A 14,296-nucleotide genomic window follows, 5' to 3' on the forward strand; every position below is an offset into this window, starting at 1 on the left:
CCTTCGCTCAAGAGCGAAAGCGCTTTTGCGCCGGTATTCCATGTCTCCGGAGGCGGAAGCAATCTCCCGCGCTTTGTGCCCAAGCTCAACTTTAGAGCATCATGAGCGCCCGCTTGAGGAGCTAACGCCTCAGTCCGCGTCCGGACCGGTCATCATTTCCTCGGCGACCTCATCGGTTTTACCGCGAATGGCGGCTTCCAATTTGTCGCAAACTTCAGGGTTCTCTTTGAGATACAGCTTCGAGTTTTCACGCCCCTGCCCAATCCGTACGCTGTCGTAAGAATACCAGCTTCCCGATTTCTCAACGATGCCGGCCTTCACGCCAAGATCAAGAATCTCACCAATTTTGGAGATGCCTTCCCCATACATGATGTCGAACTCAACCTGCTTAAACGGCGGCGCCACCTTATTCTTGACCACTTTCACACGGGTCGAGTTGCCGATCACTTCATCGCGGTCCTTGATCTGACCGGTACGACGAATATCGAGGCGAACCGAGGCGTAAAACTTAAGCGCATTACCACCAGTCGTTGTCTCAGGGTTACCATACATCACACCGATTTTCATGCGCAGCTGGTTGATGAAGATCACCATGCACTTTGAACGGTTGATGGAGCCGGTCAGCTTGCGCAGCGACTGTGACATGAGGCGCGCTTGAAGGCCGACGTGGCTGTCGCCCATTTCGCCTTCGATCTCTGCGCGGGGCACAAGCGCCGCAACCGAATCGACCACAAGAATATCAATCGCGTTTGAGCGTACCAGAGTATCGGTGATCTCAAGCGCTTGCTCACCAGTATCAGGCTGTGAAACGATAAGCTCGTCAATATCAACGCCCAGCGCCTTTGCATACACAGGGTCCAGCGCGTGCTCTGCGTCAACAAAGGCCGCTGTCCCACCTGCTTTTTGCGCCTCAGCAATAGCATGCAACGCAAGCGTCGTTTTGCCAGAACTTTCCGGCCCATAGACCTCGATCACGCGCCCTTTCGGAAGACCACCAATCCCAAGCGCAATATCAAGCCCAAGGGAACCGGTTGAAATCGATTCGACCTGCATCGCCTCTTTCGAGCCGAGCTTCATCGCCGAACCCTTACCAAAGGCACGGTCAATCTGTTGGAGTGCCGCGTCCAGCGCTTTTTGACGGTCCACGTCTTTATCCTTGTCTACCAGCTTAAGTTGCGTAGCCATCGCATGCACTCCTTCGCTTGCATAGGCCGGATTAATGACTTTTAACCGACCATTGTGGGAAGACACCTTTGCCGCCCCCTGTAGGAGTTCATGTATCCCATTTGTTCTCATAGAACAAGGGGGGAACAAATATTTTTTTCTAAGCGAACATTATAGGTCTATTCAGATTGCGAACCGGCGCGTGTTTCTCGCATGATCGTTGCTACCTTTTCGGTGATAGCGGAGACACTGAAAGGTTTAGGCAAGAAGTGCATATTGGGGACATCAATATCTTTGCGAAGAGCCTCTTCTGCATATCCGGACATGAAGAGAACTGGGATGTCAGGGTGGTCCTTGCGGATTGCACGCACCATCGCGGGGCCGTCCATCCCGGGCATCACGACATCGCTAACAACTATGTCAAAATCGCTATCCTTTTGCATCGCCTCGAGCCCGTCTTCGCCATCGCTGCACGCTGTGATCTGATAGCCCGCGCGCGACAAAGCGCGTTCTGCTACCGCCCGCACCATATCCTCATCTTCTACCAAGAGCACCCTGCCCCCAGCCGACCAATTGGAAGACGGCTCTGCCGAAGCGGGCTTGCGTCGCTGTGGGGCTTCTCCTGCGTGAACCGGGAAATATATCGTGAAGCGTGCGCCCATAGGACGGCCAGAGGCATTCATCACATTATCGGCAAACACAAAGCCGCCTGACTGTTTGACAATGCCGTAGACCGTCGAGAGGCCAAGACCCGTTCCTTTGCCCAATTCTTTCGTAGTAAAGAATGGCTCGAAGAGCTTGGGCAGGACGTCTGCTGGAATGCCGCCTCCATTGTCCTGAACGATCAGAAGGGTGTAATCATCGGAGGGCAAGACCTCGGCGCCAATCTTGATTGCCTCGGTCGATTTGACACTCCTGGTGAGAAGCGAAATCCGGCCCTGCCCTGCCTCTTTGCGGGTGCGTCCGTGGGCGCCGTTCATGTTGATCGCATCCCGCGCATTCACCGCAAGGTTCATAATCACCTGCTCTAATTGCTGCGGGTCAGCACGCACCGGGCCAAGGTTGCGATCATGTTGTACGTAGTAGTCGATCTTCTCACCCAGAAGACGTTTGATAAGCGGTCCCACTTCACTAACCACATCAGGCAGTTGCAATATCTCAGGGCGAAGAGTCTGCTGCCGCGAGAAGGCGAGCAATTGGCGGGTAAGAGACGCGGCACGGTTGGAGTTTGCTCGGATCTGCTGAATGTCGTCATAGTCGCTGTCGCCTGGCGTGTGGCGCAGCAACATAAGATCGCATGTTCCAATTATAGCGGTCAGCACATTGTTAAAGTCGTGCGCGACCCCGCCCGCAAGTTGGCCGACCGCCTGCATCTTCGTTGCCTGCGCAACCTGCCTTTTAAGCTCAGTTTCTTCAGTGCTGTCAGCAATACTGAGCAAAACCGCTGCCTCTCCCAACCCGCGCACACCTGCAAGGCCCATGGAAACAGGCTCATCACGCCGCGAACTGAGGCGCACCGCCATATCGCCGCGGCTAGCAGGCCCCCTACCATAACGGCGCACTGCATCGGAAAGGGGCGCCTTATCTTCGCGTACAACGAGATCTGTAGGGAACGCTGGCAACTCACCTTCGGGCTTTCCAACGGAGCGCAAAAAGGCCTCATTACCGAAAAGGAACCGCCCATCACGGTCTGTCATTGCAAGGCCCAAAGGTAACTGAGCCAAGAGCCCTTCAAGCTGAGCGACACCGGCCTGAGCGGAGCCGTCCCAACCACTTCCAACACCAACCCCGCTATCGACAAGCAGCATTAAGGTGGTGCCGTCTTCAGGAGCTGGAGGTGCGCCCGCAAGGCCCGGCTCACTAAGAGGCACATCAATAAGCGTTTGCGGCGTACCATTGCGGCCCTCGCGCGCAAAGTAAATGCGCTCACGCTCGTCCGCCCGCAAATAGGAAACGAGGGACTGACCTACCAAGGTTGCTTCGCGATCACCAACTGCACGTTCTGCAAAACCAGAGCCAACACTTCGGATTGTGCCGTCAGCACTGGTTATGGCGGCTTCGATCCCCGCTCTGCTTAATAGAGCGCCAAAGGTCCCAGTGAGATCCATCTGCAGGGTTTCATCAGCTGTCGGGATAATTAGGCGTTCAAACCGCCAAATGAGGTGATCTTCCCCTCGCCCGGCACGTGCGGCATTCACAGCCCACTGACGTAATTTGCTATCATCGAACGCCTCGATCAAAGCATCACCATCGCGCCATGCCGTGCGTGCTGCGCGGTTCAGCGCCTCCAAAGCTGGGCGTTCTGCATCTAGCATAGGTGGTGCGTTGTCGGCACCAAAAGCATGGACATAGGCCTTGTTCGCGCAAACCAGGCGATTGGCGCGGTCGGTTATGGCGATCGCCTCGCCAAAATTCGCATCCTTGCTTTCTATAGCGGCCACAGTGACCGACCAATCAGGCGCGGCAACCTCTGCGTTGATCGGTTGTCTATTGATGCGCTCGGCAGCAACAACACCCAACAACAGAACAATCAGCCCACCGATGTAGGCCCCCGTCATAACGACACTTGAGGTTGCAGCGAACAATAGCCCAGCGCTAACAACAAGCGCCGCGCCCAAGCCAATCAAGAGCATCTGACTTGGCTTTCCAGAAGGCATTGCGGTGTATGCACCAGCTGCTTGGTTCAGCTTCGCGCTACTGTCTGAAGAATTGCCGATGATGCTTTTGTCGGCCAAAGTCCCACTCGCCTAGATTACCGCACGCAAGAGACCCACGCGGGCACTCTTTCGATTGCTTGGGCTTGCAGTCCTACTTCGCGCCGTCCACGTGGTCGAGGGGCTGAGCCAATTGTGCACTGTATTTTGCCCGTTTGCGTGCGACTTTACGAGCGACAATCACGCGCCAGACGGCGCCAGCTGCAAGGTAACCGATGGCAGACGTGACAACGGCCAGCACAAAGAACCCCACAACAGTCACGCCCGCAACTTGGAACGCATCGACGATGTAGACCCACAAGGTACTATCAGCCTGCGTCATGACCATCTCTGTTGCTGTTGCATCAATCCGGAGGATGAAATTGCCAACCCGGTTTGCGACAACGGCCCAAAAAGCAATGGTGAAAGGGTTCGTCACAAACGTCACAGCGGCCGCAAGCGGGACGTTTGCACGCGCTGGCAAAGCCATGAATGCTGCGAGAAAGATCTGACCCACGGGTATGATGAACGCCGCAAAAAGCCCGAGGGCCACTCCGCGAGGAACAGAGCGCCTTGTGAAACGCCAGAGTTCTGGATTGAGAAAACGGTGGGCGATAGGCGCAAGATATTTGTTCTTCGCCATTGCCTCGCGGCTTGGCATTGTGCGGCTAAGGCGGTCTGTCATCCAAGCCCAGGGGTTTGGAAAAAAGCCAGGCGCGGATTGGGGCTTGGCTCCCATCAGGCACACAGCCCTTCTGACGCGCCGCAAACCACGTCAAAAACCGCCTGTGAAAGATCCATTGCCACCTTCATGATCGTTATATGGGTAGCACCCCTTGTCTGACCAATGGGTGAATTACAAATTGCATAAAATTACGTCGCCAAAACGGTGCGGTTCATCAGATTTCGCAGAGCGCGTGCTCAAGACCGCTCGCGCATTAGCCGCGCTTTGTCCCGTTTCCAATCACGCTCTTTGACGCTAGCGCGCTTGTCGTGGGCTTGTTTACCCTTAGCCAGAGCCAGCTCGACCTTCGCGCGGCCCGTGCGGTTGAAGTAGATCGACAATGGCACCAATGTCATGCCCTTACGCTCAACCGCGCCGAACACCTTGTTGATCTCACGCGCGTTAAGCAGCAGTTTGCGCGGGCGTTTGGGTTCGTGGTTTTGGCGGTTGCCGTGGCTGTATTCAGGCAGGTTCGCATTGACGAGCCAAACCTCTCCATCGCGCACCTCGGCATAGCTTTCCGCAATGGTCGCCTGCCCTGCCCGCAGCGCTTTGACCTCGGTCCCTTGCAGCGCAAGCCCTGCCTCAAACTTATCCTCAATATGATAATCAAACCGAGCGCGCCGGTTCTCGGCGACGGTTTTGAGCTTATCAAAGGTTTCGGGTTTCGGGCGTGCCATGATGAGGGGCAGATAGGCCTATCTGCCAATTTATTAAAGCCCCCTCGGGCTTAGACCAATCCAGCATGCTCCAAAGCCGCATCCACCGCTTTGCGCGAGGCCTGTGACGCCTCGACAATAGGCAGACGCACGCTGGGTGAAAACCATTCTTGCACCCGGCTAAGAGCATATTTCACCGGCGCTGGCGAGGCATCAGAGAACATCGCATAATGCAGCGGGAAGAGACGGTCGTTGAGCTCGCGCGCGCGCTTCAGTTCGTTGTTGTTAATCGCCTCTTGGAATTCTGCACAAAGGGCTGGTGCAACATTGGCGGTGACCGAAATCGCTCCCCTGCCCCCTGCTGCATTGTGTGGAAGCCAGAGCTCGTCATTGCCAGAAAGCTGACAAAAATCGCGGCCAATGCCCATGCGGTGATCGGCAACGCGGCTCAGATCACCGCTTGCATCTTTGATCGCGACAATTTGCTCGGGGTATTTGTTGACTAGAGCCACCACGGTCTCGTCCTCAAGGTCCGTTACCGTGCGGCTTGGCACGTTGTAGAGAACTATCGGCAAATCGCAGGTTTCCGCGAGAAATCCGAAGTGCGCCATAAGCCCCGCTTGGCTCGGCCGGTTGTAATAAGGCGCGACACACAGCCCCGCTGCTGCGCCTGCCTTCTTCGCAAAGTTCATATGCAAAGCGGCATTGCGCGTATCGTTCGACCCGCACCCAGCAATCACCGGCACTCGGCCTGCCGCTTGCTCAATGCACACTTCGATGACGCGGTGATGCTCGGCATTGGAGAGAGTTGAGGCCTCGCCGGTTGTCCCGCATGGTACAAGCGCCGATGAACCATTTTCGATTTGCCAATCAACGAGTTTGCGAAAAGCGCTCTCGTCAAACGATCCGTCGCGAAAAGGAGTCGCTAGAGCGGGAATGGAGCCGCTGAACATTGTAAAATTCCAGTATTGATCAATAGACGTTTATTCGGTTGAAGGGGCGTCAACCAGCCCTCTCGTTCAGCGCCTACTAAGGAGCCCATCGGCACTATGTCCAGCATGGTCAGAAATTTGCTTACTTCACCTTTCGTCATAGCAGCCCTTGCGGCAAGCACAGCAGGGGCTTTGGCGACACCTGCCTGCGCGCAGATGGGCGCTTCTGACAGAGGCGGCAATATGGTCGCCTCGCAGCCGCAATTTGCGGGCGCTGCGATCCAGCGGTGGGAGCAATTGCAGGGACAGGGCACTTACACTTTTGCGACTTACGCAGGCTTCGCGCTCAAATATCCAGATTTCCCGCGGATGGAGATTATCCGCCGCAAGGCAGAGGCGCGGCTCGATGAAGAAGCGCCTTCTCAAGGCGAAATTCTCGCATTCTTTGATACGCACGCTCCCCTCTCAAATCCGGCGCGGGCACGCTACGCTTTGGCGCTTGCGGGCGCTCAGCGTGCAGATGCCTTTGACGCGGCCCGCGAGGCATGGCGCGGCGGCGAGATGTCTGGTCCAGCAGAAGCGTATCTGACGGGTCTTTACGGCTCGCGCTTTACGCCAGACGATCACGCGGCACGTGTGGATGCACTCTTGTGGCAAAGCGAGGCAGCGGCGGTAGAGCGTAATCTCATCAATCTTGACCCGTCAAAGCGCGATTTGGCGCTGGCGCGGCTTGCGCTGGTTCGAGGCTCGACACCCTCGGCAGCAGGTCTAAGCGTGCCCAATGGCGCGATGAATGATGCAGGGTACGTCTATAACCTTGCAAGCTTTTACATGAAGCGCGGCGACCGAACGAGCGCTATCAACCTTCTGAAAAACCGCCCCGTTTTTGCCTCCCCTGCATTCAACGCAGAGGAACTTGTGGGCGTAATGCTGTCGGCTGCGAAGGCGGCCAATATCTCTGACACAGTGCGTCTTTCCAGCAAGATCGACGATCTGTTTGCGCCGGGGACCGACATTTCCAAAGGCTCCTTTCGCTTGCGCGATCGCTACACCGACCTGATGTGGAAAGGCGGCACCAACGCGCTTTGGCGTCAAGGCGATGGAGGGGCCGCTGCGCCTTTCTTCTATCGCTACGGCGATGCTGCGCGCACGCCTTTGACTAAGTCGAAAGGGTATTTCTGGGCAGGCCGCGCGGCGCGCGCAGCTGGGCTGACTGCCGATGCGAACCGTTATTTTGAAAAAGCGGCAGAATATCCGCATTACTATTACGGTCAGCTTGCCCTTGGGGCCCTTGGCCGTCCGATGCCGACTTTTGCTGAGCTCCCGCAGGTCCAAATGGACGCTGGCGCACGCGCTGAATTCGAGGCCCGACCTCTGGTGAAAGCAATCCGTTCAATCGCCAGCAACCGCCAGAAATGGCAGACCGAACGCCGGTTCTTCCAAGCCATCGGTGCAAGCGCAAAGACACCTGAAGATGTCGCTGCCTATGCAGAGCTTGCAGCGCAAACGAGCCTTCCGGAAATGGCCGTGGTTCTGGGCATGGAAGCGGGCGCTTCGGGTATTAAAGGGGTCGAGCGCGCTGGCTTCCCCATCGTGCCAACACCGCGCGTCAACGATTGGACCATGGTTCACGCCATTGCGCGCCAAGAAAGCGAATTTGACCGCACCAGGAAAAGCCACGCCAACGCCATCGGCATGATGCAGCTTTTGCGCAGCACTGCGCGCGAGGAAGCAGGCATTCTGGGCATTCAATATATGAGCGCAAGCCTCACCGAAGACCCGCTCTACAACATCACTTTGGGTGATGCGCATTATGCCCGACGGATGAGCCTGTATGGCGGTGCCTATCCGCTCGCCATTGCAAGCTATAACGCTGGGCCCGGACGCGTGCGCCAATGGGTGCGTTTGAATGGTGATCCGCGTAATGGCAGCATCGATTGGGTCGAGTGGATCGAGAAGATCCCCGCCAATTTTGAGACCCGCTATTACGTCATGCGCGTGATCGGCAATGCGGTGACATATTCGCATATGTACCCGCAACAGGCCGGATTGCCTCGCACGGTCGACCGCTTCCTCCCCTGATGAGCAAGCCTTTAGGTCCGCCCATAACGCCGCAGGGAATGGCGGCGCTAAAGACGCGTTATGACCATTTGCTGGGCAAAGAGCGCCCGGAGATTGTCGAGATCGTCTCTTGGGCGGCGGGCAATGGCGACCGCTCGGAGAACGGCGACTATCTTTATGGCCGCAAGCGCATGCGCGAAATTGACCGCGAGCTTGCCTATCTCTCGCGGCGGATGAAGGCGTGCCGTGTGGTGAACCCATCCGAGCAACCCGACAAGGCCCGCGTGTTCTTTGGCGCGAGGGTCGAGCTTGCCGATGAAGATGATGAGCGGATGCATATCCAGATCGTTGGCGATGATGAACAAGACGCTGGCGAAGGCCGCATCGGGTGGTCCTCGCCAATCGCAAGGGCGCTCAAAGGCGCATCTGTCGGGGATTGCCGGACGGTGAAGCTTCCCGGCGGGCTCAAAGAATGGGAAGTGATGACGGTTCACTATGATTAGAGCCTCCCTGCCCTTGCTTGCCCTTTTGGCCCTGGAACCGCCCGCTTCGGCGCGCGATAGCCTTGGCGTATACTCCAATTGGGCAGCTTTCCGCGATGACAGCCCCGCGCGCTGCTATGCCATTGCAAAACCACGCGGGAACAACTCAGCTGGCCCTTATGTCACCGTCGCCACATGGCCGGACAAAGGCCTTCGCGGACAGGTGCATATCCGCCTCTCGCGCGAGGTCGGGGAAGAGGCTGAGGCCAAGCTCACCATTGGCGAGGCTGAGTTTGAACTCGTCGCCAAGGGCCCAAACGCCTGGGCTAAGGACAATACGATGGACGCCGCCATCATCGCCGCCATGCGGTCAGCCCCGCGCATGACTGTCGCGGCGCGGGGCAGCAATGGCGCACGTTTCTCTGACCGCTATTCCCTCGCAGGCGTGGCCACAGCAATGGATGCAAGCGTCGTTGGATGTGCTCAACGCGGCTAAGGGCTGACAAACCGCTCGCGCCGCCTTATATGCGGCCCCAATCATGGCAGATACGAACCTAATGACGATCCCCGGGCAAGTGGACCCGGTACCTGTTGCGCGCGATATTACGCCGCGCGAGGACGGACGTATTGACCTTATGGGTGTTGCGCGCCCGCGTATTCGTCAGATTTTCGAAGAGGCAGGGCTGGACGCGCGCCAAGCCAAATTGCGCTCGAAACAGGTATACCACTGGCTCTATCACCGCGGCGTCACCGATTTTGACGCGATGACCGATATTTCCAAGACCATGCGCCCATGGCTCGCCGAACGGTTCGTGATCGGACGCCCGAATGTGGTCGAGGCTCAGCATTCATCGGACGGAACGCGCAAATGGCTGCTCCAGACCGACGATGGCCATGATTTTGAAATGGTGTTTATTCCCGATGCAGACCGGGGCACGCTTTGTGTGTCCTCTCAGGTCGGCTGCACGCTCAACTGCACCTTCTGCCATACAGGCACCATGCGCCTTGTTCGCAACCTGACGCCGGGCGAGATTGTCGGCCAAGTCATGCTCGCGCGCGATGCCTTGGGTGAGTGGCCTAAGGGGGTGATGGACGGTCTTGAGACGGACGAGGACGCAGGCCACTACACATCTGACGGCCGCCTGCTCACCAATATCGTTATGATGGGCATGGGCGAGCCCTTGTACAATTTCGACTTCGTGCGCGATGCCTTGAAGCTGGTGATGGACGGCGACGGCCTTGCCCTATCCAAGCGCCGCATCACGCTTTCCACCAGCGGCGTAATCCCCGCCATGGAACGGTGCGGCGAGGAAATCGGCGTGAACCTCGCGGTGTCCTTGCACGCGGTTACCAAGGAAGTGCGCGATGAGATCGTGCCGCTCAACAAGAAATACGGCCTCGAAGACCTGCTTCAAGCCTGCGCCGACTATCCCGGAGCCTCCAACGCAAGGCGGATCACATTTGAATATGTGATGCTCAAGGACAAGAACGATTCGGATGAGGACGCGCATGAATTGGTGCGCCTTCTCAAGAAGTTCGACCTGCCTGCTAAAGTGAATTTGATCCCCTTCAACCCATGGCCGGGTGCGGAATATGAGTGCTCCACGCCAGAGCGTATCAAGTCCTTTAGCGATATCGTCTTTGAAGGCGGCATCAGCGCGCCTGTGCGTACCCCGCGCGGCCGCGATATTGATGCAGCGTGCGGCCAGCTAAAAACGGCGGCAGAAAAGAAAAGCCGAGCGCAAAGAGACCGTGAGGCAGCAGCAGCCTCGCAAGAGGCGAACCAAAGCTAACGCGTCTTCGAGAAGGTTTGCTGCGTATCTGACTGGGTGGGATCAGGATGGAGCGAATATTATGCGTGCCAAAGATCTGTTTTCACCCCTTGCCTTAGCAGTCGGCCTGTTGCTGGCCTCCCCCTTATCAGCGCAAGGCAAAGCCCCTTCTCCTGAAGATGTCATCATGGTTGGTGAAAAACTGCCCGGTGCTTTCTTTGTGAAGCCTGAAGGCGACGGCCCCTTCCCCGTGATCATCTATCTGGGAGGAAGCGAAGGAGGGGACACAAGCGCGCGGCGATCAGCACCCTTGTTTCTCGAGCAAGGATACGCAGTCCTTGGACTTCCTTACTATTCTCCTGCTTGGGGTGACCAACCACAGCAATTTCCGGACCTCCCCCGAGCCTTTGCAGAAATCCCGGTGGACAGCGCCGAAACGGCCAAGGCTTGGCTCGCAGGACGCGATGACGTTCGCGCCGACGATATCGGTATCTACGGCGTCTCTAAGGGTGCAGAATTCGCACTTCTCGCAGGCTCTAAGATCGAGGGCTTCGCTGCAATTGCCGCTATCGTCCCTACCGACGTGGTTTGGGAAGGATGGGGCACAATGGATGGCTCGCGGCCAAGCTCGTTTAGCTGGCGCGGCAAAGCGCTCCCGTTTGTACCCTATGAGGGGATGAATGAGGAATTTGCCAATCCGACAGGTGCAAATGGTCGCCCACGCATTCGTCTTCCTCACGATAAGGGCCGCAATGCCAACCCGATGCGCGCAGTGAAAGCTCGCATCGACATCGCCGCAATTGATGAGCCGGTCTTAGTTGCCGGCGGGGATCAGGACATGACCTGGAACTCGGGCGAAATGGCTCAGACTATTGCAGAGCTGCGCGCCGAGAAGGGATTGCCTACCGTTAGCCTAGTCTTCACCGACGCGGGCCACGCGCTCTCGGGAACCGGCAAACCAAACGACCGGCGAGCGACAGCAGATACAGAGGCTCAAAAGGTAATCTGGCCTGCAACCCTCGCGTTCTTCAAAGAACATTTACAGGACTGAAGGGGTGCGGGCCCTAGCTCGCGCTATTCATCAACACCAAATGCATCTTCGAGATCGTCTTTGATTGCGTCTGTAAGGAGCACACCCGCCCCGACAGCGGCCCCAAGTCCAAGAAGAATAGCACCGCCAGTGCCGATCCCGCCGCCGTCTTTTTCCTCGTCTTCGTCGACCGTCAAACGCGGTCCAAAGGTTGCGATCCGCTGATCATTGAGAAGCAACCGTGGATTTTGCTCAAGCGTGAAAGACAGCTTGGAAGCATTAACGGTTAATCTTTCAAAGTTGAGGTCCGTTCGCTTAGGCAAAACGCCTTGGGAGGGGCCCCATCGCTGCGAAGACAAAGTGAAATCGACGCGCGGTTTAGATTGTCTGCTGCCGGCATGCGCTCCGAGAGGAATAACGACAGACGCTGTTGCGCGATGATCGCTTTGCCCGGTCATTTGAAGGTCATGCAAATTCTGCGCGCTTACACCTTGCGCAGCAAGGCCCGCGACTGCCACACTCATGCACAGTCTTAGTAAGAGAGTCATTTCCGTATTCCCCTAAGGTGTTGTGTTGCAGTAGCATTAACCTGCTGATTACGGCTAAAAAACGGCGAGAGGATCACTTTGACCAGCAACATCGATCCAGCAACCTACGAATTTTATCAAAGCCAAGCCCCGCACTTTTCGTTGAGCGCTGGGATCAGTTACTCACGGCATTTGGACAAATTTTTCGACCGCGTTGCCGCCGCAAGCCCAGTGCTTGAGCTTGGCTGCGGCGCGGGCCGCGATGCTGTTCGTATTAGAGAACTTGGTTTTCAACTCGATGCAACAGACGGCGTCCCTGCGATGGTCGCAAAGGCGAATGAACGCCACGATCTCAATGCGCGGGTCATGCGATTTGATGAGCTTGTGGCGGAGGACAAATATGACGCGGTTTGGGCGCATGCCTGCCTATTGCATGTCCCACGCGCACAGCTTCCGGGAATTTTGGAGCGCATCCACCGCTCCTTAATGCACCGCGGGCTTCATTATGCGAGTTACAAGCTTGGCGATGGCGAGGCCAAAGAAGATGGCCGCGACCTGCTTGGCCGCTTGCACAATTTCCCATCGGCTGAATGGCTCGTCGAGACGTATCAAAATGCCGGATTCAAGATACTTGAGAAAGAGATGTATGCTGGCAAAGGTTCAGATGGCACGCAACGCGATTGGCTTGCCCTTACGGTCAGAAAGGCTTGAATTTTCGGATGAAGCATATTGTCGAAGCAATTTGCACTGGCACCGCCCGCCCCTTCAACGGTGCCGAACTCAGCGCCTTTGTAAAGCGACCTCGCGATGGCCTTGTACAAATTCTTGAGGAAGGCCTTGCACCCGATGAGCAAGCCGACCGAAAGAACCATGGCGGCCCTGATATGGCAGTGCATCTGTATCCGTTGGCGCATAACGACTTCTGGCGCCAAAAGCTGGGCGATCTCGACCTGTTGAACGAACCGGGTGCATTCGGATCGAACCTTGCTGTGGCTGACCTAACTGAGAGCCAAGTGCACATTGGCGACAAATTCCGGCTTGGCACGTCGCTTTTAGAGATCAGCCAACCGCGCAAGCCTTGTTGGAAAATAGAGCACCGCTTCGGCTCGCAATGCAATTCCAAAGGCATGGTGGCCGCGATAGTGAAATCGGCTCGGTGTGGCTGGTATTTCCGAGTTCTAGAAATCGGTGAAACTAAGGCTGGCGACACACTGGAACGGGTCGAAATGGGTGACGAGCGTTGGGATATAGCGCGTGCATCTTTCGCGCTACACGCAGGTAAAGGATCACCTGAGGACTATGCAGAGCTTGCGGCAATGGACGCTCTGTCCGCCAAAGAACGCGCTCGCGCGAAAGCGAAGTTAGGGTAACTCCCCGCCGCCGCTGACTATCTGGCACCGCCCACCGATCCAGACACCTCCGGTTTCGTCTTGTTCGCAGTGTACAAGGCCATTTGCGCCGATCTTGCGCCCTTGTCCCGTGCGGTATGAACCCTTGACCAAACCTTCACCGAACAGGTGAATCGCAACACCTGCGTTAAAGCTGCCGGTGACGGGGTCTTCGGTCAAGTTCTCGAAGGTGTCTGCAAAGAATGCCCGCAGTTCCCAATCTCTTTCGAAGCCTGCTGGATGTGGTCCGGCAAGCCCTATGTCGGTTCCCAAAGGTCCTTTGGAGGCGGGCTGCGCGGCGAGCACGTCTTTGGCACTTTTCAAACGCAAGAGTTGCCATTTCGGCCCGTTTACGACGTGTATTGCCTCAACCAAGGCTGCTTCATCAATCCCCGTTATTGCGATGGCAAAAGCGCACTCTTCGTCGCTAAGAGGTTCATATTTCAGCAATTCTGGTGCTTTGAAAGCTAGGTTTTCGCCTTTCCTACGAATTTCGACAAGGCCAATGCCGCATTCCTGGATGATTGCACCCTCGCGTGCTGGCTTACCGCCAGCTTTCATCCACGAATGACACGATCCCAATGTCGGGTGGCCTGCAAAAGGCAACTCGCCGCCGGGATAGAAAATGCGCAACCGGTAATCGGCACCACCTTGCGTTGGTGGCAGCAAGAATGTGGTCTCCGAAAAGCCCAGCCAATTGGTAAAGGCCTGCATTTGCTCTGTCGTAAGGTCATCACCGCCGTGCACCACGCCTAGCGGGTTGCCCGAAAGCGGCTCATCGCAAAAGACATCGACCAGATCACACGTTGGCAACTTTCTCTCCTTCTCAGCGTATTGCCACATGTCGCTGTTTACAGGCGGCAT

At 56.7% G+C, this 14,296-nt stretch carries 14 protein-coding genes; 7 read left to right on the top strand and 7 right to left on the bottom strand.

Going from position 1 to position 14,296, the window contains the following annotated elements:
• Nucleotides 1–129: 129 nt before the first annotated feature.
• The 5 genes from recA to dapA all read right to left on the bottom strand — a co-directional run bounded on the left by recA (nt 130) and on the right by dapA (nt 6,193).
• Nucleotides 130–1,185, bottom strand: a complete 1,056-nt coding sequence (gene recA, locus AC0V61_RS00225; protein ID WP_486155240.1) for a recombinase RecA — start codon at nt 1,183–1,185, stop codon at nt 130–132.
• 158 nt (nt 1,186–1,343) lie between these two features.
• Entirely contained in the window at nt 1,344–3,821 is a 2,478-nt protein-coding gene (locus AC0V61_RS00230) for a response regulator (RefSeq protein WP_486159407.1), read from the bottom strand.
• A gap of 151 nt (nt 3,822–3,972) precedes the next feature.
• Entirely contained in the window at nt 3,973–4,542 is a 570-nt protein-coding gene (locus AC0V61_RS00235) for a DUF2062 domain-containing protein (protein ID WP_486155241.1), read from the bottom strand.
• A gap of 236 nt (nt 4,543–4,778) precedes the next feature.
• Nucleotides 4,779–5,261, bottom strand: coding sequence for an SsrA-binding protein SmpB (smpB, locus tag AC0V61_RS00240; RefSeq protein ID WP_486155242.1), 483 nt, complete (start codon nt 5,259–5,261; stop codon nt 4,779–4,781).
• 50 nt (nt 5,262–5,311) lie between these two features.
• Nucleotides 5,312–6,193, bottom strand: coding sequence for a 4-hydroxy-tetrahydrodipicolinate synthase (gene dapA / locus AC0V61_RS00245; protein WP_486155243.1), 882 nt, complete (start codon nt 6,191–6,193; stop codon nt 5,312–5,314).
• Between the two features lie 96 nt (nt 6,194–6,289).
• Here dapA and AC0V61_RS00250 point away from each other — a divergent pair, with 96 nt between their 5' ends.
• From AC0V61_RS00250 to AC0V61_RS00270, 5 genes are all read left to right on the top strand, one after another.
• A complete protein-coding gene (locus tag AC0V61_RS00250; protein WP_486155244.1) occupies nt 6,290–8,254 on the top strand; it encodes a lytic transglycosylase domain-containing protein in 1,965 nt (654 codons plus the stop codon).
• Entirely contained in the window at nt 8,254–8,736 is a 483-nt protein-coding gene (gene greB, locus AC0V61_RS00255) for a transcription elongation factor GreB (RefSeq protein WP_486155245.1), read from the top strand. The genes AC0V61_RS00250 and greB overlap by 1 nt, the downstream gene beginning before the upstream one ends.
• Complete coding sequence (locus AC0V61_RS00260; RefSeq protein ID WP_486155246.1) at nt 8,729–9,211, top strand: invasion associated locus B family protein; 483 nt, start codon at nt 8,729–8,731, stop codon at nt 9,209–9,211. Before greB ends, AC0V61_RS00260 begins: the two co-directional genes overlap by 8 nt.
• 43 nt (nt 9,212–9,254) lie before the next feature.
• Nucleotides 9,255–10,508, top strand: a complete 1,254-nt coding sequence (gene rlmN, locus AC0V61_RS00265; RefSeq protein ID WP_486155247.1) for a dual-specificity RNA methyltransferase RlmN — start codon at nt 9,255–9,257, stop codon at nt 10,506–10,508.
• A gap of 61 nt (nt 10,509–10,569) precedes the next feature.
• Nucleotides 10,570–11,538: an alpha/beta hydrolase family protein gene (locus AC0V61_RS00270; protein WP_486155248.1), complete on the top strand. Its 969-nt coding sequence runs from the start codon at nt 10,570–10,572 to the stop codon at nt 11,536–11,538.
• Nucleotides 11,539–11,561: 23 nt separating this feature from the next.
• Here the strand turns inward: AC0V61_RS00270 and AC0V61_RS00275 are convergent, their stop codons facing one another.
• Entirely contained in the window at nt 11,562–12,041 is a 480-nt protein-coding gene (locus AC0V61_RS00275) for a hypothetical protein (protein WP_486155249.1), read from the bottom strand.
• Nucleotides 12,042–12,143: 102 nt separating this feature from the next.
• Here AC0V61_RS00275 and AC0V61_RS00280 point away from each other — a divergent pair, with 102 nt between their 5' ends.
• Nucleotides 12,144–12,755 carry a class I SAM-dependent methyltransferase gene (locus AC0V61_RS00280; protein WP_486155250.1) on the top strand — a complete coding sequence of 204 codons (612 nt, stop codon included), beginning with the start codon at nt 12,144–12,146 and terminating at the stop codon, nt 12,753–12,755.
• A gap of 8 nt (nt 12,756–12,763) precedes the next feature.
• Nucleotides 12,764–13,414 (top strand): MOSC domain-containing protein, encoded by a 651-nt coding sequence (locus AC0V61_RS00285; protein WP_486155251.1) that lies wholly within the window; start codon nt 12,764–12,766, stop codon nt 13,412–13,414.
• Here the strand turns inward: AC0V61_RS00285 and AC0V61_RS00290 are convergent.
• On the bottom strand, nt 13,406–14,245 hold the full coding sequence (locus AC0V61_RS00290; RefSeq protein WP_486155252.1) for a PhzF family phenazine biosynthesis protein: 840 nt from the start codon (nt 14,243–14,245) through the stop codon (nt 13,406–13,408). The genes AC0V61_RS00285 and AC0V61_RS00290 overlap by 9 nt on opposite strands.
• Between the last annotated feature and the right edge of the window lie 51 nt (nt 14,246–14,296).

It is taken from the genome of Erythrobacter sp. JB1-4 (assembly GCF_057365025.1).

Bases quoted from the DNA above. Each gene is read 5' to 3' on its own strand.
- recA (WP_486155240.1), bottom strand. From the start codon at position 1,185: ATGGCTACGCAACTTAAGCTGGTAGACAAGGATAAAGACGTGGACCGT.
- AC0V61_RS00230 (WP_486159407.1), bottom strand. From the start codon at position 3,821: ATGCCTTCTGGAAAGCCAAGTCAGATGCTCTTGATTGGCTTGGGCGCG.
- AC0V61_RS00235 (WP_486155241.1), bottom strand. From the start codon at position 4,542: ATGACAGACCGCCTTAGCCGCACAATGCCAAGCCGCGAGGCAATGGCG.
- smpB (WP_486155242.1), bottom strand. From the start codon at position 5,261: ATGGCACGCCCGAAACCCGAAACCTTTGATAAGCTCAAAACCGTCGCC.
- dapA (WP_486155243.1), bottom strand. From the start codon at position 6,193: ATGTTCAGCGGCTCCATTCCCGCTCTAGCGACTCCTTTTCGCGACGGA.
- AC0V61_RS00250 (WP_486155244.1), top strand. From the start codon at position 6,290: ATGTCCAGCATGGTCAGAAATTTGCTTACTTCACCTTTCGTCATAGCA.
- greB (WP_486155245.1), top strand. From the start codon at position 8,254: ATGAGCAAGCCTTTAGGTCCGCCCATAACGCCGCAGGGAATGGCGGCG.
- AC0V61_RS00260 (WP_486155246.1), top strand. From the start codon at position 8,729: ATGATTAGAGCCTCCCTGCCCTTGCTTGCCCTTTTGGCCCTGGAACCG.
- rlmN (WP_486155247.1), top strand. From the start codon at position 9,255: ATGGCAGATACGAACCTAATGACGATCCCCGGGCAAGTGGACCCGGTA.
- AC0V61_RS00270 (WP_486155248.1), top strand. From the start codon at position 10,570: ATGCGTGCCAAAGATCTGTTTTCACCCCTTGCCTTAGCAGTCGGCCTG.
- AC0V61_RS00275 (WP_486155249.1), bottom strand. From the start codon at position 12,041: ATGAGTGTGGCAGTCGCGGGCCTTGCTGCGCAAGGTGTAAGCGCGCAG.
- AC0V61_RS00285 (WP_486155251.1), top strand. From the start codon at position 12,764: ATGAAGCATATTGTCGAAGCAATTTGCACTGGCACCGCCCGCCCCTTC.